Source organism: Actinophytocola gossypii (genome assembly GCF_025165815.1).
Taxonomy (GTDB): Bacteria; Actinomycetota; Actinomycetes; order Mycobacteriales; family Pseudonocardiaceae; genus Actinophytocola; species Actinophytocola gossypii.
In genome coordinates this window covers 18,540-40,792 of the sequence record NZ_JAFFZE010000001.1, presented here as the reverse complement: position 1 = coordinate 40,792, position 22,253 = coordinate 18,540, and the positions used below count along the sequence as shown (strand labels likewise).

Below are 22,253 nucleotides of genomic sequence, written 5' to 3'. Positions count from 1 at the left end.
CCTCGGCCGTACGGTTCCCATCCGGTTCTGGTCCATCCGCACACCCCATCCTGTGTGCGGGATGGAGCGGAAGGAACGGCTTCATGGCACGGACACCGTCCATGGCCACGCTGCGGCCCGAGCACCGGGCCGACAGTTTCTGGCGCCGGCTGAGCCAGCCGGAACGGGTCGCGTTCGCCGACGCGGGCACGGCCAGGCCCTACGCCAGGGGTGCGACGCTGATCCGCGCCGACGAGACCGACCCATGGGTCGCGGTGCTCTACACGGGTCGGGTGCGGGTCCTCGCCGCCGACAATATGCGCGTGATCGCGAGGAGATGGGACGGTGACATCGTCGGCGAGCAGGCCCTGCTCGACGGGCGGCCGAGGTCGGCCACGGTGCGCGCCGAGACCAGGGTGCGGGCGCTCGTGCTCGGCGCGGTCGAGCTGGACCGGGTGCTGACCCGCTTCCCCCGCGTCCTTCGAGTGCTGTGCGCGGTGCTGTCCGAGCGACTGCGGGAGGCCGACCGCCGGTTCGACGGCCACGACCGCCTCGCGTTCGCCAAGGTCGTCGACTTCCTCTTGCGGCACGCGGACGAACGCGTTCCCGTCGTGCACATCGGGTCGCAGGCGGCGCTTGGTCAAAGTCTCGGTGTGTCCCGGGACTCGGTCGTCCGTGCCCTGCGCGGGCTGCGGGCCGCCGGCGTGGTCACGACCTCGCGCGGTCTGGTGACCGTGCGGGACCTGAGGAGGCTGCGTGCGACCGGCTAACGATTCGACCCGCGTGTGCGGCACGTGCCGCACACGGAGCCAGGACGCCGCACCCGGCGGTGCTGGACTGTCGCGTACTCGCCCACGGGCCACCACTGGGAGTACCTGAATGGCTGATCGGAAACTGGCGAACTCGGTCGTGCAGTCACTGTCGCACTACCTGCTGCACAAGAGGACGCCGCAATGGACGTACGACGCGAAGTGGGAGATTCTGCTCGAAAAGCTCGGCGGCAAGCTGATCGAGCCGTTCCAGGTGCACACTCTGGACTCTTTCAAGACGAACCCGGTCGACCCCGACACGACCAAGGCACTCCAACAACAGGTCGAACAGGAGATCGCGAATGACTCGGAGTTTCGTCAGCAGCTCGCCAAGACGATCGGAGGTCCGATGGCAGGCTCGCGTGCTCGCCGGACATGGTCGATGGTCGCCGCCGCGGCACTCGTGGTGGTCGCCGTCGTGATCACCTACCTCATCGCTCGACCGAGCGGCAACGATCCGGTCGCGCAACCGCCCGCGACCGTCACCTCGACCGCTGAGGTGACGGTGACCGAGTCGACGACCACGACGACCTCCACCCCGGAGTCGTCGAGCGCGGCACCAGCGTCGTCCGTGACGGGGTCCGCCGGTCCCGGCATCCTCGGCGACGGCGGTTCGCTGCCCGAGGGAACACCGGTCCACCTCACCGACCTGCCTCGCCCGAACGACGAGTGGAACTTCGAGTACGGCGACCACGACGTGCAGTTCACCCAGTACGGCAACTCGGTGTGGGACGTGTTGTACACGTGCAGCGAGACCCAACGCAGCGTCGAGCAGCAGTTCAACCTGCGGAACTTCCGCAGCATCACGGTCGAGGCGGTCGGCACCGACTCGACGTCGGACTCCGGAGTCGCCATGAGGTTCGAGATCTTCGCCAACGACAACACGGTCGAACCCATCAAGGAAGCCGTGGTCGAGCCCGGCGGATCGACGCCGATGGAGGCCGCGTTGCCGGCTGACGTGTTCGCACTGACCTTGCGGGCCTCACTGGCCCGACCACCGGATCCGGACGACTGCCTGGAGGCGAACGCCGTATGGGGATCGCCTTACGTGGTCGCCGCGGGAAGCTAAAGGAGATCGTCATCAGCAAGGTATTCGTCAACTTCAGGGTCGGCGACACCCAGGACACGGCTGTCCTGTTCGACCAGAGACTGAGCCAGGCGTTCGGCCCCGAGCACGTGTTCATGTCGAGCCGTTCCATGCGCGGTGGCACGGTGTTCCCGCCGGAGTTGGAAAAGGAAGCCACGACCTGCGCGGCCATGCTGGTGTTGGTCGGACCGCGGTGGCTCGTTCCGGACAGTGACGGGGAGCGCAGAATCGACGAGCCGGGTGACTGGGTGCGTAAGGAGATCGAGCTGGCGCTGTGGAACCAGCGTCCGGTCATCCCGGTCCTGGTCGGCGACCGGCAGCGGCTCCACGAGAGCGACAACCTCCCGGCGTCGATCGCCGGTCTCGTCGACCACCAGTATCTGCGTTTCCACCATCGGTCCGCCACCTACGACCTCATGCACCTCGTGGACGAGATCAGGCACCACGTCGGCAAGGGGGGCATCGAACTGCCGACTCCGGAGAACTCGGTGCTGCTGACCAGCCTCCGCCCCACTCGCCGAGCAGACGTGCGCTTGGCGGCGGCCGAGATCAACGGCAGGTACTACGGCGACAGCATCGTCTACCGGCCGAGCGTGTTCGCCAACCACCCGCGCGGGTCCATCAGTTTCAGTCTGGGCAGGAACTACCGTCGCCTCGATGTGATCGTCGGAGTGCTCGACGATGCCGCGGAGGCCGACCAGCTCGGCGTGTTCCGAGTGATCGCCGACGGCGCCGTCCGCAACGAGGTCGCCGTCAGGCAGGGGCAGCCGCGGGAACTGAGCGTCGACGTGAGCGGCGTGTTGCACCTCGCGCTGGAGGCGCATCGACCAGGAATGACCCAGCACCCCATGATGGCCGGGGTCAACGTGGCCGGCGGACAGTCCAACAGGCTCCCCGAGCTGGCGTGGGGGAATCCCGTGCTCCACCCCTGACCGCTGGTGTGGGACATCTTCGTCAGCTACCGCAGCGCGGACGCGCCGTTCGGGGCGGCCGCGATCTACGAGTTGCTCGCCACTCGCTTCGACCGCGACCGGATCTTCCTCGACAACCAGTCGATCAGCCCCGGCGCGGAGTACCCGGACCGGCTGTCGGCGGCGTTGGAGTCGATGCGGGTGCTGCTGGTGCTCGTCGGGCCGCGGTGGCTCGCGCCCGACCCCGACGAGCCGGACCGGCTGCCGATCCGCGACGAGCGGGACTGGGTGCGCCAGGAGATCATGCGTGCCTTCGAACGGTCGATTCGGGTGGTGCCGGTCCTGTTCGACGGCGCGGGGCTGCCCGACCCGGGCGCCCTGCCGGCGGCGGTCCGGCCACTCCTGCACTGCCAGGCGGTGGAGGTCTCCCACCTGCGGCTCGGCGCGGACGTGGCCCGACTCGCTGAGCGACTGGCCGACGTCGTGCCCGGCCTCCCACCGCCGCGAGCCGGTCCGGCACGGCTGGTGCCGCGCCAGCTGCCGCCCGCGCCGCCCTGGTTCGTCGGGCGAGCGGACGAACTCGGCCAGCTCGGGCGTCCGGTGACGGCCATCGTGGGCACCGGCGGGATCGGGAAGACGTGGCTGGCCCTGCACTGGGCACACCACAACGCCGACCGGTTCCCCGACGGGCAGCTGTTCGTCGACCTGCGCGGGACGTCGTCCGCAGGCCGGCCGATGAGCACGCCGACCGCGCTGCGCTGCCTGCTCGACGGGCTGGGCGTCGACCACCACGCGATCCCAGTCGACCTCGACGCACAGATAGGCCGCTACCGCAGCCTCGTTGCGGGCCGGCGGCTGCTGGTCGTCCTCGACAACGCGGACAGCGCGACCCAGGTCGCGCCGCTGCTGCCGGGTAGTCCCACCTGCACGGTGCTGGTCACGAGCCGCAACCGGCTGGACGGGTTGCTCACCTCGGTCGGCGCCCACCTGCTGGCGCTCGACGCACTCACCGACACCGAGTCCCACGACCTGTTCCTGCGTCGGCTCGGCTCGGTCCGGTTGCGGGCCGAGCCGACGGCCGCCGCCGAGCTGGTCCGGTACTGCTCCGGCCTGCCGCTAGCCCTCGGGATTGTCGCCGGGCGCGTCGTCAACGAGGAGGGGTTGCCACTCGCCGTGCCGGCGGGCGAGCTGCGCGACGCGGCCACCCGGATCGGCGCGCTCGACGCCGGCGACCCCGGAACGAGCGTGACGGCGGTGCTGTCCTGGTCCTACGACGCACTGACCTCGGTGCACGCACGAGTGTTCGCGCTGCTGGGCCTCATGCCGGGGCCGGACTTCGGGCTCGCCGCGGTCGCGTGTTTGGCGGAGGTACGTGAACCCGAGGCCAGAACAGCGATGCGTGAGCTGGAGCGGGTCTCGTTCGTCTCCCGGAGCCGGGCCGGGCGCTGGCAACTGCACGATCTCGTCCGCCTTTTCGCGGCGAACCGGGCGGAGCAGACCGTGCCGGCGGACGAACGGGAGGCCGCCGTGCTGCGCGTGGTCGACCACTACCTGCACACCGCGCAGGTGGCGGACCGGAAGTTGGACGGCAACCGGCGAACCGTCGCGCTCGACCCACCCGTGCGCGGATCCCGGGTCGTTGAGATCGCCGACCACGCGACCGCGATGGCCTGGTTCACCGCCGAGTATGCCAGCGTCCGCGCCGCCCAGGAGGTCGCCGCACGGCACGGCTGGCACCGGACGGTCTGGCGTCTCGCCTGGGTACTGCACTCGTTCCAGTGGCAACAGGGGCACGTCCGCGCCCAGCTCGCGACCTGGCGGGCCGCGCTGGCGGCCGCCGAGGCGCTCCACGACCCCTCGGCACTCGCGGTCGCACACCGGCTCGTCGGATCGGCCACCGCCCGCGCGGGCCGGCCCCAGGACGCCGCGTTCCACCTGCACCGCGCGCTGGAGCTCACCGCGTGGCTCGGCGACCTGCGCGACCACGCGCACACGCGTCGCGCGCTCGCCCGACTCCAGGAACGCCGAGCCGACCACGAAGGGGCGCTGGAGCACGCCGTCGAGGCCCACCGCCTGTACCGGGAACTGCGGTTGCCGGCCAACGAGGCAGACGCATTGGACCTGATGTGCTGGTACGAGGCCAAGCTCGGTCGCGACCAAGCGGCGACGCGCCACGGCGAAGCGGCACTCGCGCTGTATCGGGAACTCGGCGACCGGAACGGCGAGGCGACCGCGTTGGACAGCCTCGGCCACGTCGCGCACCGCACCGGTCGGCACGTCGAGGCGCTCGATTACTACCGGCGGGCGCTCGCGCTGTTCCGCGGCACCAACGTCTACCACGAGGCGGACACCCTCGACCGGCTTGGCGAGGTCTGCGCGCAACTGTCCTACCCGGACGCCGCGCGCGACGCTTGGGAACGTTGCCTGAGGCTGTACCGGCAGCAGGACCGTCTCGACGACGCCGAACGGGTTCAATGGCGCCTCGCGACTCTGACTCGACCGGAGGCGTAACAGTCATGAGCATCACCGAGGCCAACTTTCCGACCCCTCTGCTCGCGCTCCGGACTTCCGACGAGGCGGAGATCCGACGGGTGCGGGGATTCGCCGTGGAGCAGGCACGCGCGGCGACCGCGGCACTCCCCCGCCTGTCCGCCGGCCTGCGCACCGGCACTCCCTACAGAGAACGGGTGGGCGCACTGCTGGAGACGCACCTAGGCCTCGTGCGGTGGCGGCACGAACTGGCATGCCGCACGCCCCGACGGCTCGGCCACGGGATCCCGCTCGACGCGTCCCGGTTCGCCACCGGAATGGCCGAGGGCGGTCCGAACTACGATCGCATCGGCTACCTGGGTCGGTTGCGCGAAGGGGCGGATTGGGATCCGGCGACCCGGACCTTTCGCGGCGGACGAGACACCCCGGCGCACCGGATCATGCTCGAGTACGGGCGGATCGCGTGCGCCAGGTTCGCGGCCGAGGAACCCGACAGCGACACGCTGCGGAACATGGTCACGCTGCCGGACGGGACGCGGGTCATCGGCAACCGGCTGCTCCGCGGCGCGGCCGCGGACGGGGCCGCGGCCAGGCTGGTCGCAAGGCTAACGCGACGAGGCGCGGACACCAGCCGGATCGAGACCGGCGGTGCGCCGATGTACGTGGTCACCGCGGACGATGGCGCCCGGCTCCGACTGTTCGGCGCGGCCGTCGACCTGATCGCGTGCGCCCCGCCGGGCGACGTCCCGGCCTGGCAGGCGGCACGGTACCTGCTCTACCAGGCCCCGATGACCAAGAAGGGCAGTGACGCGGTGACCCGGGTCTTCCTGGTGGCCGTCGGTGCGGTCCTGTTCGGTCGGGCCCCAGTGCTCGAACACGATGTCGACCTGCGCTGCCTGGTGGCCGGTCAGTCCGCTGCGACCGCCATGCCGGGGGACCCTGTGCCAGGCTGAGTCCTCAGTCGAGCACGGCGTGCGCCTCCACCTCGACGAGTACGTCGGGCTCGAACAGATAGTCCACGCCGATCGCCGACAGTGGGGGCAACGGTTGCGGAATGCCGAGTTCCTCGGTGACCCGCTCGATGCCCTCGATGAAGTCGGGGTACTTGTCCGGGCTCCAGTGCGTGACGAAGAACCGGAGGCGCACGACGTCGGCGAAACTCGCACCGGCGCCGGCCAGGCCGCGTGCCGTGTTGCGCAGCGCGTGCGCGACCTGGCCGGCCAGGTCCCCGGTGGCGACCGGGTTCCCGTCGGCGTCCCGCGCGATCTGGCCGGCCACGTGCACGTGCCGGGAACCCGTGCTGACCGAGACGTGGTGGTACGGAACCGGGCCGAACATGCCCTCCGGGGTCAGCAGGCGCACTGCCATGGGTCGTCCTTTCGTCGTTCGAGTAGGTACCCGAGATGTACCTGGTATCCGGAGGGAACTTCAACGAGACTAGGTGTCATGACCGAAACCACCCTCACCGAGCAGCACCGCGAGCTGCTCGATCAGGTGCTCGACAAGTGGTCGCTGCAGATCCTGGAGGCGCTGTGCGGGAGCCCGCTGCGCTTCAACGAACTCCGGCGGGCGATCCCGCTGGTGACCCAGAAGTCGCTCACGGCGGCACTGCGGCGGCTGGAGCGCAACGGAATGGTCGAGCGCGTCGTCACGGGCACCCGGCCGGTCGCCGTCGAGTACCGCATCACGCCGCTCGGCGATTCCCTGCAGGACCTCATCGACGCGCTTCTGCACTGGACCACTGAGACGTTGCCGGCGGTCGAGCGGGCCCGCGCGTCCTTCGACGACGCCTAGCGGGGCGGGATGACCCGGTGGGTGGGCGTGGTCGTCGTGCTGCTCGCGCTCGGCGGGGTGGTCGCGTGGCAGGTGAACGCGGCGCTGGGGTTGGACGTGCGGGACGTGGACGTGCCGGTGGAGGAGCTGACCGCGGCGCCCCGGCGGGCGGTGGTCGAGCCGCCGGTGATCACGGCGGTGCTGGTGCCGGACGAGCCTCGGTTGCGGGTGGCGGCCGAGGCCGTCGCGGACGCGGTGGCCGGGCGGGGCGCGGAGCGGCCGGCGGTGCGGACGGGGGCGGCGTCGGGGTCGGTGCTGCGGGTGCGGGTCCACGACGTCGGCGGGGCCGAGGCGTACCGGATCGACCGGGACGGGGACGGGCTGACGGTCACCGGGAGCATGGCGGGCGCGGCGGCGGGGCTGTACGCGGTCGCCGACCGGATCCGCGCGGGGGCCGCGGTCGTCGCGGACGGGCGGGTGGTGGCGCCGAGGCTGGGACTGCGGCTGACGGATCTCGGCGGAGTGGGGTTGCCGGACGACCCGGCCCGCTTCGCCGACGGTACGGACTACTCGCTGAACTCCGACGTGGTCGGGGACGCGATCCTGCCCGGCGCGCCGTACGTGGACCGGGCCGCCGTGCGACGGATCGCGGGACAGTTCCGGGAGCACGTGGAGCACTCGCTCGCCATGGGGTACAACGCGGTCGTCGTGCCGGGGTTCCTCGAGTACGTCACGTTCGGCGGGCTGGGCGTGTACCCGGACGGGGATCCGCACCCGGCGCGGGCCAGGGCCATGGTGGACGCCTTCGCGCCGGTGTGGCGGTACGCCGACGACCTCGGCATGCGGGTGTACCTGTCCACCGACATGCTCGCGCTGTCGCCGCCGCTGCGGGCCCACCTGGAGCGCACGGTCGGCGGGCTGGACACCGAGGACGAGCGGCTGTGGCGGGTGTACCAGGCGGGCCTGGCCGAGCTGTTCGATCGGATGTCCTTTGTGGACGGAATGATGGTGCGGATCGGCGAGGGCGGGGCGGCGTACCGGCTGCCGGGATGGGACTACACGTCGGAGATCGCGGTGACCACGCCGGCGGCCGTGCGGGCGATGTTGCGGGCGTTCCTGGACGTCGCCCACGACGCGGACCGCGAGATCATCTTCCGGACGTGGAGTGTGGGCATCGGCGCCGTCGGGGACCTGCACACGAGCCGGGCGGCGTACGAGGAGGTGCTGGGCGGGCTGCGGGACGACCGGCTGGTCGTGTCAACCAAGTACTCGCTCGGCGACTTCTACAGCCACCTGCCGCTGAACGACACGCTGCTGGTCGGCGAGCACCGGCGGATCGTGGAGTTCCAGTCCCGCCGCGAGTTCGAGGGTCTCGGCGCGCTGCCGAACGATCTCGGGGTGCTCCACCAGCTCGCGCTGCGCCGGTTCCTGGCCGGCAACCCGCGAGTCGAGGGGGTGTGGACCTGGGCACAGGGCGGCGGACCGCTGCTCGCCGGGCCCCGCACGCTCACGCCACGGCTCGGGTTCTGGCAGCTCTACGACCTCAACACGTACGTGACCGGGCGGCTGGCCTGGGACCCGGACCTCGATCCGGCGGCGGCCACCGCGGACTGGACGCACCGCACGTTCTCCCACGACCCGGACACCGTGGCCGCGATCTGCGCGGCGATGGCGCTGTCGCCGACGTGGTCACCGACGGGCTCTACATCGGACCGTACGCGGACCGGGCCGTGCGCGCGCTCGGGCTCGAACCGCCGCCGATGATGTGGATCTTCGAGTGGGACATCGTGACCGGGGACAGCGCCGCGCTGGACACGATCCACGCGGTCAGCCGGAACCGGGTCGACGAGGCGGTCGCGGAGGGCGCGGACGCGGTGGCGGGGGCGCGGCGGATGCGGGACCTGGTGGCCTCGACCGAACCGGCGACCTGGCGTGATCCCGTGCTGCGGCAACGGTTCGTGGACACGCTGGACTACCAGGTGAACCTGTTCGAGACGCTCGCGGCGTACCGGACCACGGTGCTGCGGCACACGCAGTGGCTCGACACCGGCTCGGCGGACGCGCGGGACGCCTGGCGGGCGGCGGCGGTCGACTACGCGGCGGCCCGCGACGAGCACCTGCGCCGGTACACCGGCGACGTCGACCTGCCGGCGTGGAACTTCACCGCGGCCGACCTCGGGTTGGCCCTGGCGCACCGGAACGAGCCGATGGCCTGGCTCGCGCGTGGCCTGCTGGTCGCGGTGCTCGCCGCGCTCGCGGTCGGGGTGTCGCGGCGGGCGCCGGTGGGACTGCGGGCACTCGTCCGGCTCGGGCGGGTGGACGGGGAGCCGACGCGGCTGGACCGGGTGCTGGTGTGGGCGGTGCCGGCGGCCGCGGTGGTCGCGAGCCGCGCGGTGTTCACGTCGTTCGCCGGGCCCGCGCACCTGGTACTGGTGCTGGGCGCGTGGCTGCTGTTCTGGTTCACCCTGCGGCTGGTCGCGCGGCCGGCCGACCCGTTCACGCTGGCGGCCGCGGTCGGTGGGATCGCGCTGCTGCGTACGGTGCTGCTGCTGGCCGTGCTCGCGGTGCGCGGGCCGGGGTACTACTGGTTCGGGTTCTGGACCTCGCCGCCCGCGCGGTCGGTGTACGTGGCGGCGGCGTTCGCGGCGTTCCTGGCCGTGTTCGTGGTCGCCTACCTGGCCCTGCGGCGACGCGTGGGGCGCGTGGGGGCGGTCGGGCGGGTGCTGGTCGCGGTCGGGGTGCCGATGGTGGCGCTCGGCGGGCTGGTCGCGGTGCTCGGACTGGAGCGGGCGATGACGCTGTGGAACGACCAGCTGGCCCTGTTGCCGTGGGGGCTGTCCCGGATCCTCGGCATCACCGTGCACCTGGAGATCCCGGCGAGCCTGCCGGTGGTCGTCGCGGCGGCGGGTGGCGTCGCGATCGTGGTCGGCGTCGTGCTTTTCGGGAAGGTGTCCGAAAAGTTCCTGAAAGTACGGTCCTGAGGGTACAGTGCTCATCTCGGAAAGATTCCGAAACTTTCGGAGATGTTCCCGCCGCTGTCGCCGAGGAGCTGTACATGAAGGTGTCCCACGTCGCCGCCACCGCCGTCCTGGCCGCCGCGACCCTCTACTCCGTCCTTCCCGCCGCGGCCGGCTCGCCGGAGCCGGGCCGCCACCACCACCACCCGCACCGCCCGGTCGACGTCGACCAGCCGCTGCGTGACCTCGCCGGCCGGCAGCTCCTGGTCGGCACCGCCGTCGACCACGCCGCCTACACCGCCGATGCCGAGTACCGCGAACGCGTGCACACCGAGTTCTCCTCGATCACCGCGGAGAACGTGATGAAGTGGGAGGTCGTCGAGCCGGTGCGCGGCGAGCGCGACTACGCCGCCGCCGACGAGCTGGTCGCGGCCGCCAAGCGCAACGGGCAGCGGGTGCGGGGCCACACCCTCGTCTGGCACAACCAGGTCCCGGCCTGGCTCACCGAGGGCGTCGAGTCCGGCGAGATCGACCGGCACGAGCTGCGCGGCATCCTGCGCCGGCACATCGTCGACGAGGTCAGCCACTTCCGCGGCCGAATCTACGAGTGGGACGTGGTCAACGAGGCCATCGACGACGAGGGCAACCTGCGTGACACGCTGTGGCTGCGTGAGCTCGGCCCCGGCTACATCGCCGACGCGTTCCGCTGGGCGCACCGCGCCGACCCGAAGGCGAAGCTGTTTCTCAACGACTACAACGTCGAGGGACTGAGCGCCAAGAGCGACGCCTACTACCGGCTGGCCCGCGAGCTGCTGGCCGACCGGGTACCGGTGCACGGGTTCGGCGCCCAGGGCCACTACGGCGTGCAGTACGGGTTCCACAGCGCGGCCGAGATCGCCAAGAACTTCGGCCGGTTCGAGGCGCTCGGGCTGCGGACCGCGGTGACCGAGGCCGACGTGCGGATGGTCATGCCGACCGACAACGTCAAGCTCCAGGCCCAGGCGCAGGGCTTCAGCGCGCTGCTGCAGGGTTGCCTGCTCAGCCGGCGGTGCGAGTCGTTCACGTTCTGGGGCTTCACCGACCGGTACTCGTGGGTGCCCGGGTGGTTCGAGGGCGAGGGCGCGGCGACCCTGCTCGACGAGTCGTTCCAGCCCAAGCCGGCCTACCGCGAGATGCAGGCGGTACTGGCGCTCGCGGGCCGCTGACCGATCAGGCCGGTCCGAACGGCGGTCGGACCACGGCGTCGGTGGCGCCGGGTTCGGCCTGTCCGTTCGGGTGCACGGGTGTTCCGGGCGGCGCCGCCGACTCGGTCGTCGGCGCGGTGAACCACGACGGATCCTGCTCGGTGAAGGCGGGTGCGTCGAACCGTTCGCGGATCGTGCTCGCCAGGTCGGTCGCGCCCGCCTCCTCGGCGATCCGTGCGAGGCGGTCGGCCAGGTCGGCCCGCTCCGGTTCCGAGCCGTCCGGCACGAGCCGCGCCATCAACCGGCCGAGCACGTCGACATCCGGGTCCTCGGCGCCTTCGGTGTGCTCGACGTCCACCCGCGCGTCGGCCAGGTCGTTCAGGAACGACCGGAACACGGGCTCGACCTCGCGGTTCTGGGCGGCGGCCACCAACTGGGCGAGGGTGCCGATCAGGCCGACCGTCTCGCTGACGCGGGTGGTGTCCTGCGCCAGCCACCACACGACGGCGCTGCCCGGCGTCGTGAGGACGTCGTCGCGCAGGTAGGCGCGCTTGTTCCGTTCGTAGGCCCGCTCGTACTCCCAGACCTCCTCGTCCTTGCGCACCGCCGCGATCTTGTGCAGCCGGACGCGGTCGTCGTCGGGAATCGTCAGGACCGTGTCCTGGGCCCACGCCTCCAGAGACCCGGTTCGGTCCGGCCGGGGGAAGGACAGCTCGGTCGCCAGTCGGGTCGCCAGGAGGTCGACGTCGGCGGGCGACTCACGCTCGGTGAACCGCGCCGCCCGCTCCCGGATCGCGTCGATGGCCAGCTGACTCGGGCGCGGGTGCTGGTTCGCCTGCGTGCCGGACTGTCGCCACAGGACGCTGCCGTGCAGGAGGAACCGGTAGTCGTGGTGCGCGCTGGGCAGCGCCACCCCCTTGATCGACACGCTCGCCGGCGGAGCGGGCGGTGGCGGGGGCGGGGGCGGGGGCTGGTAGGACACCGCGGGCAGCGGCACCGGCGCGCGCGTGTTCTCGTAGTGGCGCTTCACGATCAGGCCGCCGATGGCGAGCGGCAGGCAGAACGCCAGCCCGAGCCACCACGGCACGTTCACCAGCGCCATCAGGACGAGGACGAGCACCGACACCGCCGCCGTGATGGCCAGGTAGGCTTTGTCGCTCAACATCAGTGGATGGCTCCTTCCGCTGCTCTGGTCGATGGGGCCGGCAGGTCGGCGCACGCCTGCCGCAGGAGTGCCGCGGTGCGCATCCGGTCGCGGCGCCGCTCCGGGGGTGCCGAGGTGACCCAGTCCCGGGACGCCGCGTAGAGGACGGCCCGCGCACGGACGTTCCTGGTGGTGGCGGCCGTGAGGACGGCCAGCAGCGCGTCGCGGTCGGACTCCTGCTCGTGGGCGTCGAGCCACCGGCCGACCGCCGCGGCGACCTGGTCATAGGGCCGGGCCGACAGCACCACGGCCCATCCCCCGGCCAGCATGGCGGCGACGTTCGGCTCGGCCACGTGCGGGAACGCGCCGGTACCCGCCGTCAGCCGGACGGGGTCGGCGACGTCGGTGAACAGGTCGTAGTCGACCTCCCTCGGCCGGTCGCCGACGAGGTCGTCGTGTACCCGGGTGAGCAGGCGACGGGCGAACGGCCCGTCGGCGGCGAGCTTGGCCAGCGCCTGCCGCGCCTCCGCGACGACGGCCGGATGTCGGTGCCGCGTGAAGTGCCGCAGGCGCACCAACGCCTGGTGCGGCTGGCCCGGCGCGATCACACCGACACAGAGGCCGACGAGCAGGGTCGCCAGGCTCGGCCACAGCCGGCGGTTGAGCGCCCAGTTGTACACCCGGCGCCGGAACCACGGGCCGTACCGCTCGCTCAGCAGTCCCCGGGTGAGGGCCGGACCGGCCGCGTCGAGCCGATAGTCCAGTGTGGACGGTGATTGGCGGGCCCACGACTCGACGAGCGTGCACAGGTCTTCCGGGTGACCCAGCCGCAGGGACTGCTCGGTGTACCGCAGGACCGCGGCCGACCGGGCGTCGGTCGACAGCCACCTCGGCTGGACGCACCGGTCGAGCCACCGGCGCAGGTCGTTCCGCAGGTCCGGGAACGTGTCCCAGAAATGGGCGCACACGGCGTCGCCGTAGCCCAGCGACCGGAACCGCACCGGGCCGTCCCCGGCCGACGCGTCCACCCCGCCCAACGCCTCGGCGAAGTCGGGCCGGTCGAGCCGGTGCTCGTCGTGCGCCGGGTACCCCACGATCTCGAGCAGCGTCGCGGCGGCGAACGCCACGGCCTCGGGGGGCGCGTCCTCGAAGAGCGCGGCGGCGAGCAGCAGTGCACGCACCCGGCCGTCGGGGTTGGCCTTGACGAACCGCGCGACCGCGTCGCGCTGCGCGTCCGGCGCGAGGGCGGTGGCGAGCCACGCCGGCCATCCGCCGGAGCCACCCGCCGCCGTGCGGGCCCACCGCACCCGCTCGGCGAGGGCGGCGAGGTGGCGCATCGGGTCCTGGGCGAGGTGCCCGGTGAGCGTCTCGTCCCACAGCTCCTGCTCGGCGACCTCGATGCCGTACGCCCGCAGGTGGCTCAGGAAGACGGCCAGTCCGTCCGGCCTGCCGACGAGCAGCGGTTCGGTGCCCAGTTCGGCGGCGGCGTGCTGCAGTTCCGGCGACAGGACGATCGCGAGGTAGGCCCGCCGCTCGGCGACCTTCGCCCGGTAGGAGCGGACGGTGGCGAGCGTCCGCGCGGGGATCGGGTCCGTCACCGAGGACAGGTCGAGGAGCAGTCGTTCCCCTGGCTCGATGACGTCCTCGTCGAGGATCGGCTCACCGGCGTCGCCGTCGTCGGGCAGTTCCCGGAACCGGGTGGCTCCGGTGCCGGACTCCTTCAGCACCATCAGGGCGGCCGCGTGCCGGCCGCAGCCGGGTTCGCCGGAGATGACGACCGTTCCGGGTTCGCGCAGTCGCCGGACCAGGTCGCCGTAGCCGGGTGGGAGGACGAAGCGTGCGGAGAGGTCGGCGAGGATGTCCTCGGGTACGAGCCGGGGCGAGCGGCCGGTCCTCGACTCCTCCGCGCCGGACCGCACGTAGATCCGCACCCGGTCCAGGATCGAGACCGCGGCCCGGGGGTCGGTGATGCTGATGTTGCGGTTGCCCCACACCGAGCCGACCCCGCCCGACCGCTGGACGGCCGACCCGTCCTCGTCCGGGTCCTCGTCCCAGTCGGTTTCGTCGTCCCAGTCGGCTTCGTCGATGCGCTCGTCGTCGGTCACGTGTCGTCCCGGTGGAAGGCGTCGCCGATGGTCACCGCGCCGCGCGGGTCGGTGATGGCGATGTTTCGGTTCCCGCGTACCGATCCGATGCCGCCGGACTGGCCGCTGTCCCGGGCTGGTTCGTCGTCGGCGGGCAGTTCGAGGATCCGGTCGAGACGGGCGAACGCCGCCTCCGGGGCTCGGAGGTCGAGCCGCACGTCCTGGTACCGGACCAGGTCGGCGAGCACGGCCGGCAGGTCGTCCCTGGTCGGCCGAGGCGCGTCGGCGACCAGGAGCGGTACGACCCGGACCTGGTGTGTCAACGCCTCGACCAGCTCGCGCCGGACCCAGTCCTCCGGGTCGTCGATCGCGCGTCCGCCCGCGCGAGCGGGGAACTCCAGCCAGTCGGGGCCCATGATCGCCACCAGCACGTCGCTGCGCCAGAGACTGCGCAGGATCGCGTCGTCGAACAACGTGCCGGGATCGATCGACCGCGAGTCGAGGAAGACGTTCTGCTCACCGAGCCGCACGCCCAGGTGCCGGGACACCGCGAGCGCCGTACTCCCCTCGTCCATGGTGCGGTAGTTGACGAAAGCTCTCACGGCGAAAGGATGCCGACCGGGTGTGGATGAAACCTGGATGAGATCTGGATCGCCGGATCCGGCGGTTACCGATACGCCGTCGACCGAAACGCTATCGGATATGTCGAAGTAAGAATAACGACAGGATCATTCCGCTCCCCCATTCCACGAGACTCGGCTACTGTTTCAGGTCGAGCAGGGTAGGGAGGTACCCGCGTGTCGGTTGGTGACGACCGAGTCTACGGATTGAAAGGCGTAATCGGCCTCGTCCGCGATTTCATGACGCGGACGGAGCGCAACGGTTCACTGTGCAGCGACGATCAGCCGGTGCTGGTGGTCGAGGGCTTCCGGGGCACCGGGAAGTCGGCGTTGCTGTCTACTTTGGACGACATGTTGGCGCAGGTACCGCACGCGCGGATCGACCTTGAGACGAACCGGCACGCGTCCGTGCCCGAGGTCCTTTCCGCCGTCGCGTTCGACCTGAGCAGGACTTATCCCAAGTACGAGCTGCGGTTTCCCCGGTTCATCATCGGGCAGCTCGCCATGCGGCTGGAACTGGATCTCACCGATCATTCCCAGGCGTACAAACAGGTCGAAACGGCATTGGAACGGTACCGAGACATGGATACCGTTCGGCAGGTTCTGGTGGACACCGCCGGCAGCGTGCTGGCCAGTACCGGGCTGCCGATCGAACCGCCGGAGAGCCTGGTGCGCTACGCCGTCACCTGGCTGACCCGGCACACGCCCGGCCGGCAGCTCGCGCTCGGCACGTTCCAGAACTGGTACGGCCACCGCGACCTCGGCCTGCACAACGACCCGATCGACGTGCTGATCGACCTCAACCACTGGGCCGCGACGGCCGACGACGAGTACGACCGGCAGCGGATCGACGAGCTGCTCCTGGCCGCGTTCCTGGCGGACCTGCGGTCGGAGTTCGCCAGGGGCAGGCGGGCCGACGAGCGGTCGCTGAACGCGGTGGTCCTGCTGGACAACGCCGACAGCGAGCTGGGCAGGAGGTTCCTCGGCCAGCTCGTGCACGCACGGCGCCAGCGCGCCGTCGGCGAGCCGGACGACGCCGACCCGCTCACCGTGGTGGCCACCAGCCGCGGCCTGCTGCTCAGCGAGGTTCCCGAGGCCGACCGGGCCCGCGTCGAGCCGGAGGACCTGACCGCCGGAGCGGACCGGCCGCGGTGCTGGTGGGTCGGCTACCGGCTGCCGGACCTGACCGAGGACGAGGTGGGCCGGGCGATCGCCGACATGGGCCTGCACCTGGGCAAGCACCAGCGGCTGACCCGGCTCGTGCACGACCTCACCGGCGGGCACCCCGCGTCCACCAGCCTGGTGCTGGAGGCGATCGCCCACGACGTGCCGGCCAAGTGGATCGAGCCGGAGGCGTTCCTCACGCACACCGAGCGCCGTGACCAGCACGCGCCGACCGTCGCCGAGCGCGTCCTGGACCGCCTGCTCGCCGGCACCTCCGAGACGGCCATGCCGGACCTGGTCACCTGCGCGGCCGCCCGCCGCCGGTCCGACGGGCTCGCGCTGGCCGACCGCGACCTGCTCACCTGCGGCCTGACCGGCTACGTCGAGGGCATCGACCCGCTGCTGTGGCCGGAGGAGCACTCGGCCGGGCTCACCGTGCTGCGCCGGCTGCTGACCCGCAGGCTCGCCGAGCGGACCGGCCCGGACGCGCCGGGCTGGTCGGAGGTGCACGGCGCGCTGCGCCACATCTGCCGTGCCGGCGGCGACGAGGAGGGCGACCTGTACCACGCGCTCGCCGACGGCGAGCTGGGCTTCGTGGCCGCGCACCTGCACCGACGGCTTCCGGAGCTGGACTGCCCGGAGTGGTACGAGCTGGTCCAGGCGGTCGTGGCGGCGCCGAGGTTGCCGAGGACCGGTGCCGTCCCGGTCGACGAGGTGCGCGCGCTGGTGGAGGCGGCCGCGCTGGAGCCGCCGGTCGTGCCGGTCGGTCGCCTGGTCGCGGCGCTGCACGTCGTGTCCGATCCATTCACCGACAGCCGCCGGGGCGACGTGCACCTGCAGATCGCCGACGACCTGGCGGAGGTCGGCCGGATGCGCGAGGGCGGGCCGCACGCGGTGTTCCTGGAGGCCGCGCGGCACCACCGCCGCGAAGCCGAATGGTGGGACTAGGGGGAGGCATGACCGATCAGGGGATCGTTCCGCCGGAGACGTCGATGCTGCGCAGGCGCCGCATGCGCAGACGAATGGCACTTGCCACGGTGGCCGTGGTGCTGGCCGCGGCCGGGGTGTGGGGCGTGGTGACGGTCTCGGGTGCCTGCGGGTCGCTCGACTCGGGGGTGCAGGACATCGACGGGACCTGTGTCGGCGTCAACGACGGCTCCTACGTGTTCCATCCGGAGCTTGCGGACGTCCTGGGGCGGATCGAGGAGGAGAACGCCCGGGTGCGGGACGAGGGTGGCTACGTCTCGGTGGCGCTGTTGGACCCGCTGACCCCCACCGAGACGAGCGCGCTGCCGCTGACGTCGGTGCGCAACCGGCTGGAGGGGGCGTACACCGCGCAGCGGCGGGTCAACACCTCGCACGTCGCCGGCGATCCGAACCCGCGAATCCAGCTCCTGCTCGCCAACCAGGGCGACACCGACGACCAGTGGACGCACGTCCTCGACCGGCTGCGGGAGCTCAGCGTCGCCGAGGAGCACCCGCTGCTCGCGGTCGTCGGCCTGGGCGTGAGCACCGCGCGCACCCGGGAGCAGGCCGAGGACCTGGCCGACAGCGACATCCCGATGGTCGGTGCCGTGCTCACCGCCGACGACCTGGAGCACGACGCGATCTCCGGTCTGATCAAGACGTCGCCGAGCAACCGGCACTACGTCGCCGCGCTGCGCCACCACATGCGGATCGAGGGCCTCGACACAGCGATCATGGTCCGCGACTCGAACTCCGAGGAGGGCATCGACCTCTACACCAGGTCGCTCGAGGAGGAGTTCGAGGAGCAGATGGAGAAGGTCATCTCGCGCTACCGGACCCAGCAGTTCACCGGCAAGTCCGCCTCGGGCGACTCCACCCCGAGCCTGTTCGCCGGCGTGCAGGCCAACATCTGCGCGTCCGCGGCGGACGGGAACCGCGCGGTGCTCTACGCGGGCCGGGAGATCGACCTCGGCGACCTGCTCCGGTCGCTGCGGAACCGTACCTGCCGGGAGACGCCGCTGACCCTGTTGACCGCGGGCCTTGAACTGGGCAAGGTGCTGGCCGATCCCGACCTGGACCTGCGGGCGGCGAAGCTCACGATCCTCAACGCGGCGACCGTCGATCCGCTCGGGTGGAGCGGCGAGGAACCGGGAACACCCGTCGGCTATCCGGACTTCCACGGGGCGTTCGTGCGGCACTTCCCGGCGAACCACCTGCTCGACGGCGGCGCGATCATGGTCCACGACGCGCTGCTGACCGCCGCCCGCGCGATCCGCCTCGCCGCGCCGAACGGCGCCGCGTCGTACCTGACGCCGGAGCGGGTCCGCGGCCAGCTGCTCAACCTCAACGGCGAGTTCGTCGTGACCGGGGCGAGTGGAACGCTGGAGTTCAGCGACGGCAGGAAGGACGAGGGCACCGGAGTGCCCGGTGGCAAGCCGATCCCGGTGCTGCGGTACCCGAGCCTCACCGACCGGGAGCGAGCGTCCGAGCGGGTCGGGGACCTCTGCCACATCGTGGCCGGCCCGAAGCTGGTCGCGTGCGGTCCGGCCGGGTGACCCAGCTGCCCAGCACGATGCCGCCGAGCACCAGCAGCAGGCCGGCCCACTGCCGCGCGCTGAGCACCTCGGCGGCGACGACCGTGCCGAGCAGCACCCCGGTGACCGGGTTCAGCAGGCCGACGAGCCCGACCGTGCCGGCGTCGAGGTGCCGCAGCCCGGTGAACCAGGCGGCGAACGCGAGCGCGGTCGCGACCACCGCGACGTAGCCGAACCCGAGCACGGCCGGACCGTCGAGCGCCGGCGGCGCGCCCTCGACCAGCACGGCGACCGGGAGCAGCGCGAGTCCGCCGGCGACCAGCTGCCAGGAGGTCAGCGACAGCACGTCGACCCCGGTGCTCCACTTCTTCGCCAGCACGTAGCCGAGCGAGGACATGACCATCGCGCCGGCCGACGCCAGCACGCCGCGCACGTCGACCGCGGTCAGCCCGGTGAGCAGCAGCAGCGCGACGCCGCCGAGCCCGATGCCCGCGCCGGCGAGCTGCGCGGCCCGGGGCGGCTGCGCGAGCACCAGCCAGGCGAACGCCATCATCACCACCGGCGAGGTGGCCATCACGGTGGCCGCGACACTGGTCGGCAGCAGGGTCGCGGCGACGTAGATCAGCACGAAGAACGCGCCGACGTTCAGCACGCCGAGCACGAGCGACCGCCACCACCACACGCCGGCCGGCAGCCGGCGGCACACGGCGAGCAGCACCAGGCCGGCGGGCAGCGCGCGCAGCAGGCCGCCGTAGAACGGATGGCCGGCGGGAAGGTACTCGTGGGTGACGAAGTAGTTCGAGCCCCAGGCGACCGGTGCGACCGCCGTGACCAGCGCCCACCGCAAAGTAGCTTCCACGGAAGCCAATATAGCTTCTCGGTAAGCTACCTGGCATGGCACTCGACCACGTCGCCCGGATCCAGGCCGAGTGGGGCCGCGAACGCCCCGACCTCGACGTCCGCCCGCAGGGCGTCATCGGCCGGCTGCACCGGCTCGCCGGGCACCTCACCGAGCAGCTGTGCGTGGTGTACCGGCGGCACGGGCTGGCCGAGGGCGAGTTCGACGTGCTGGCCACGCTGCGGCGGGCCGGCGCCCCCTACGAGCGCGCTCCCGGCGAGCTGGCCCAACACACGATGGTCACCACCGGCGCGATGACCAAGCGCCTCGACCGGCTGGAGCGCGACGGCCTGGTGACGCGGCGCCGCAGCTCGCGGGACGGCCGCGGCCGGGTGGTGGCGCTGACCATGGCCGGCCGCGAGCTGATCGACCGGGCGTTCACCGAGCACATGCACAACGAGCGGCGCCTGCTCGCCGAGCTCACCGAGGAGCAGGCCGCCGAGCTGGAGGCCCTGCTCACCACGTGGTTGGCCAGGTTCGAGTCCCCGCGCTAGCCGCCGGCGGCCGCGTCGCGGAGCAGGCGCAGGCGGATCTCGCGGGCGGTGGCCATGTGCTCGGCGGCGACCGCGCGGGCGGCCGCCTCGTCGTGGTCGCGGACCGCGTCGACCAGGCGGGCGTGCTCGTCGAGGGCGTGCGACCAGCGGTCGTCGACGGACAGGGTCGAGCGGGGCGCGTGCACCAGGTGCACGGTGAGCCGCTCCAGCAGGTCGACCAGCACCGGGTTGTGGGTCGCCTGCCACAGCGCGGCGTGGAACTCGAGGTTGGTGCGGATGCGGGTGGCGTCGTCGGGGTCGGTCAGGCCGCGGTCCCGGGCCAGCAGGCCCTCCAGGCGGACCAGGTCGGCCGGGCGGCGGTCGCGGGCGGCCTGCGCGGCGGCCTCCGCCTCCAGGAGTACGCGCATGTCGTAGACCTGCACCACCTCGTGCGGGTCGATCGCGCGGACCACCATGCCCCGGTCGCCGGGCACCAGCAGCCGGTCCTGCTCCAGGCGGCGCAGTGCCTCGCGGATCGGGGTGCGCGAGACGCCGAACCGCTCGGCCAGCGGGATCTCCCGCAGCGGGCTGCCGGGCGGCAGGGCACCGGCCGCGATCTCGTCGCGCAGCTTCTGGTAGACGGATCTGGCGTCGGTCATGCCAGCGTGCCCGCCCGCCTGCCGAACACCGCACCGGAGGTCAGGCCGGTACCGCCCGGGTAGTTGCCGCTGAACAGGCCACCGAGCATCTCGCCGCAGACGAACAGGCCGGGGATCGGGGCGCCCGCGGTGTCGAGCACCCGGCCGTCGGTGTCGGCGTGCAGGCCGCCGAAGGTGAACGTGATCCCACAGGTCACCGGGAACGCGTAGTACGGCGGGGTCTCCAGCGGGATGGCCCAGTTGGACTTCGGCGGCGTGACGTCCGCGACCCGGCCGTCCTTGACCGCGATGTCCAGCGGCACCGACCGGTCGATGGCCGCATTGAACTCGGCGACCGTCCGCGCGAGGCCCGCCGGGTCCGTTCCGGTGGCGGCGGCGAGTTCGTCGAGGCCGTCGGCGACGACGACCGACGCGCCGGGCATGTCGTACTCCTCGGTGCGCAGCAGCGGCCGGGTGGTGGCGTCGAACAGCTGGAACACCACACCACCGGGCTGTTCGAGGATGCGGGCGCCGTACTCGGCGTAGGTGTAGTTGCGGAAGTCCCGGCCCTCGTCGAGGAACCGCTCACCGGCGGCGTTGACCACGATGCCGAGCGGGTAGCCGCCTCGGGTGAGCTGGTTGGTCAACTCCCGGTTGCTCTCGTTGCCGGGGAACCAGGCGTCCCAGGCGACGCTGTGGCAGGTGCTCCAGTCGCCGTGCCGGGCCGCGCCGACGGCGAACGCGGCGTCGAGCATGTCGCCGGTGTTGTGGGGGGTACCGCGGACCTTGGCGCGCCGCCAGCCCTCGCCGAGGTGCTCGGCACGCCGTGCGGGGTCGGCCTCGAACCCGCCGGCCGCGAGCACGACCGACTCGGCGCGCACCGCGGTGCCGTCGGCCAGGGTCACGCCGGCGACCCGCCCGTCCTCGACGACCAGGCCGGTGGCGGCGGCGCCGTAGCGGACGTCGATGCCGGCGGTGCGCGCGGCGGCGGTGTGCTGTTCGATGAGACCCTTGCCGCCGCCGGTGCTGCCGACGGTGAGGCCGCCCCAGAACACCTGGCTGCCGTTGGCGTCGGGGTAGGCCTGCCGCTCGTACATGAGCCGGAACCGCAGACCCTTGCCGTGCAGCCAGCGGAGCACGTCCTGGCTGCCGGCGACGAGGGTGCCGGTGAGCGCGGGGTCGTTGCGGCCGCCGGTCACCTTCGCCATGTCGGCGGTGAACTCCTCGGTCGGGTACGGCGGCAGGACGGTGTGCTCGTGCCGGTCGTCGGGGTCGAGCAGGTCGGCCACCTCGGCGAACCCACCGTGCGCGATCCGGAAGGCGCCCGCGGTGTAGTAGCTGTTGCCGCCCGCGGCGTCCGGCTCGCCCTTCTCCAGCAGCAGCACCCGCCGACCGCGCTCGGCCGCCGCGTGCGCCGCGCAGAAGCCCGCGTTCCCCCCACCGACGACCACCACTTCGGCGTCCATGACCCTCCGCTCCCGCGCACGTTCTTGTGTGTCTCCGGCAACCACTGTATACAAATGTCGACAGACAGCACATCG

19 protein-coding genes are annotated in these 22,253 nt (G+C 72.1%); 12 read left to right on the top strand and 7 right to left on the bottom strand.

Going from position 1 to position 22,253, the window contains the following annotated elements; all coding sequences use genetic code 11:
* Positions 1-83 precede the first annotated feature (83 nt).
* The 5 genes from JT362_RS00170 (at position 84) to JT362_RS00150 (ending at position 6,229) form a co-directional block, all read left to right on the top strand.
* A complete protein-coding gene (locus JT362_RS00170) occupies positions 84-749 on the top strand; it encodes a Crp/Fnr family transcriptional regulator (protein ID WP_260188891.1) in 666 nt (221 codons plus the stop codon).
* A gap of 109 nt (positions 750-858) precedes the next feature.
* On the top strand, positions 859-1,857 hold the full coding sequence (locus JT362_RS00165; RefSeq protein WP_260188890.1) for a hypothetical protein: 999 nt from the start codon (positions 859-861) through the stop codon (positions 1,855-1,857).
* Entirely contained in the window at positions 1,821-2,807 is a 987-nt protein-coding gene (locus tag JT362_RS00160) for a TIR domain-containing protein (protein WP_260188889.1), read from the top strand. The genes JT362_RS00165 and JT362_RS00160 overlap by 37 nt, the downstream gene beginning before the upstream one ends.
* A 6-nt stretch (positions 2,808-2,813) precedes the next feature.
* Positions 2,814-5,297, top strand: coding sequence for an ATP-binding protein (locus JT362_RS00155; protein ID WP_260188888.1), 2,484 nt, complete (start codon positions 2,814-2,816; stop codon positions 5,295-5,297).
* Between the two features lie 5 nt (positions 5,298-5,302).
* Positions 5,303-6,229 carry a hypothetical protein gene (locus JT362_RS00150; RefSeq protein WP_260188887.1) on the top strand — a complete coding sequence of 309 codons (927 nt, stop codon included), beginning with the start codon at positions 5,303-5,305 and terminating at the stop codon, positions 6,227-6,229.
* Between the two features lie 4 nt (positions 6,230-6,233).
* Here the strand turns inward: JT362_RS00150 and JT362_RS00145 are convergent, their stop codons facing one another.
* A complete protein-coding gene (locus tag JT362_RS00145; protein ID WP_260188886.1) occupies positions 6,234-6,644 on the bottom strand; it encodes a RidA family protein in 411 nt (136 codons plus the stop codon).
* Positions 6,645-6,722: 78 nt separating this feature from the next.
* Here JT362_RS00145 and JT362_RS00140 point away from each other — a divergent pair, with 78 nt between their 5' ends.
* The 4 genes from JT362_RS00140 to JT362_RS00125 all read left to right on the top strand — a co-directional run bounded on the left by JT362_RS00140 (position 6,723) and on the right by JT362_RS00125 (position 11,211).
* Positions 6,723-7,070 carry a winged helix-turn-helix transcriptional regulator gene (locus JT362_RS00140; RefSeq protein WP_260188885.1) on the top strand — a complete coding sequence of 116 codons (348 nt, stop codon included), beginning with the start codon at positions 6,723-6,725 and terminating at the stop codon, positions 7,068-7,070.
* 9 nt (positions 7,071-7,079) lie between these two features.
* Entirely contained in the window at positions 7,080-8,813 is a 1,734-nt protein-coding gene (locus JT362_RS00135) for a hypothetical protein (protein WP_260188884.1), read from the top strand.
* Positions 8,735-10,030, top strand: a complete 1,296-nt coding sequence (locus JT362_RS00130; RefSeq protein ID WP_260188883.1) for a hypothetical protein — start codon at positions 8,735-8,737, stop codon at positions 10,028-10,030. Before JT362_RS00135 ends, JT362_RS00130 begins: the two co-directional genes overlap by 79 nt.
* A 74-nt stretch (positions 10,031-10,104) precedes the next feature.
* Positions 10,105-11,211 (top strand): endo-1,4-beta-xylanase, encoded by a 1,107-nt coding sequence (locus tag JT362_RS00125; RefSeq protein ID WP_260188882.1) that lies wholly within the window; start codon positions 10,105-10,107, stop codon positions 11,209-11,211.
* Positions 11,212-11,215: 4 nt separating this feature from the next.
* On the opposite strand, the gene JT362_RS00120 is transcribed toward JT362_RS00125, so the two are convergent.
* From JT362_RS00120 to JT362_RS00110, 3 genes are read right to left on the bottom strand one after another with little or no spacing between them, the layout of a single operon-like run.
* Positions 11,216-12,355: a hypothetical protein gene (locus JT362_RS00120; RefSeq protein WP_260188881.1), complete on the bottom strand. Its 1,140-nt coding sequence runs from the start codon at positions 12,353-12,355 to the stop codon at positions 11,216-11,218.
* Positions 12,355-14,439 carry a hypothetical protein gene (locus JT362_RS00115; RefSeq protein WP_260188880.1) on the bottom strand — a complete coding sequence of 695 codons (2,085 nt, stop codon included), beginning with the start codon at positions 14,437-14,439 and terminating at the stop codon, positions 12,355-12,357. Before JT362_RS00115 ends, JT362_RS00120 begins: the two co-directional genes overlap by 1 nt.
* Entirely contained in the window at positions 14,436-15,020 is a 585-nt protein-coding gene (locus JT362_RS00110; protein WP_260188879.1) for a TIR domain-containing protein, read from the bottom strand. Before JT362_RS00110 ends, JT362_RS00115 begins: the two co-directional genes overlap by 4 nt.
* Positions 15,021-15,326: 306 nt before the next feature.
* Here JT362_RS00110 and JT362_RS00105 point away from each other — a divergent pair, with 306 nt between their 5' ends.
* Positions 15,327-17,150, top strand: coding sequence for a hypothetical protein (locus JT362_RS00105; RefSeq protein ID WP_260188878.1), 1,824 nt, complete (start codon positions 15,327-15,329; stop codon positions 17,148-17,150).
* Between the two features lie 8 nt (positions 17,151-17,158).
* Positions 17,159-18,724 (top strand): hypothetical protein, encoded by a 1,566-nt coding sequence (locus JT362_RS00100; protein WP_260188877.1) that lies wholly within the window; start codon positions 17,159-17,161, stop codon positions 18,722-18,724.
* Here the strand turns inward: JT362_RS00100 and JT362_RS00095 are convergent.
* Positions 18,633-19,562, bottom strand: a complete 930-nt coding sequence (locus JT362_RS00095) for an EamA family transporter (protein WP_260188876.1) — start codon at positions 19,560-19,562, stop codon at positions 18,633-18,635. The two genes, JT362_RS00100 and JT362_RS00095, sit on opposite strands and share 92 nt — an antisense overlap.
* A 35-nt stretch (positions 19,563-19,597) precedes the next feature.
* Between JT362_RS00095 and JT362_RS00090 the strand changes: the two genes are divergently transcribed.
* Positions 19,598-20,095 carry a MarR family winged helix-turn-helix transcriptional regulator gene (locus JT362_RS00090; RefSeq protein ID WP_260188875.1) on the top strand — a complete coding sequence of 166 codons (498 nt, stop codon included), beginning with the start codon at positions 19,598-19,600 and terminating at the stop codon, positions 20,093-20,095.
* Here the strand turns inward: JT362_RS00090 and JT362_RS00085 are convergent.
* Together JT362_RS00085 and tcuA are read right to left on the bottom strand one after the other, a co-directional pair.
* Positions 20,092-20,733 (bottom strand): GntR family transcriptional regulator, encoded by a 642-nt coding sequence (locus JT362_RS00085; RefSeq protein WP_260188874.1) that lies wholly within the window; start codon positions 20,731-20,733, stop codon positions 20,092-20,094. The two genes, JT362_RS00090 and JT362_RS00085, sit on opposite strands and share 4 nt — an antisense overlap.
* Positions 20,730-22,178, bottom strand: coding sequence for an FAD-dependent tricarballylate dehydrogenase TcuA (gene tcuA / locus JT362_RS00080; RefSeq protein WP_260188873.1), 1,449 nt, complete (start codon positions 22,176-22,178; stop codon positions 20,730-20,732). The genes JT362_RS00085 and tcuA overlap by 4 nt, the downstream gene beginning before the upstream one ends.
* Positions 22,179-22,253: the final 75 nt, after the last annotated feature.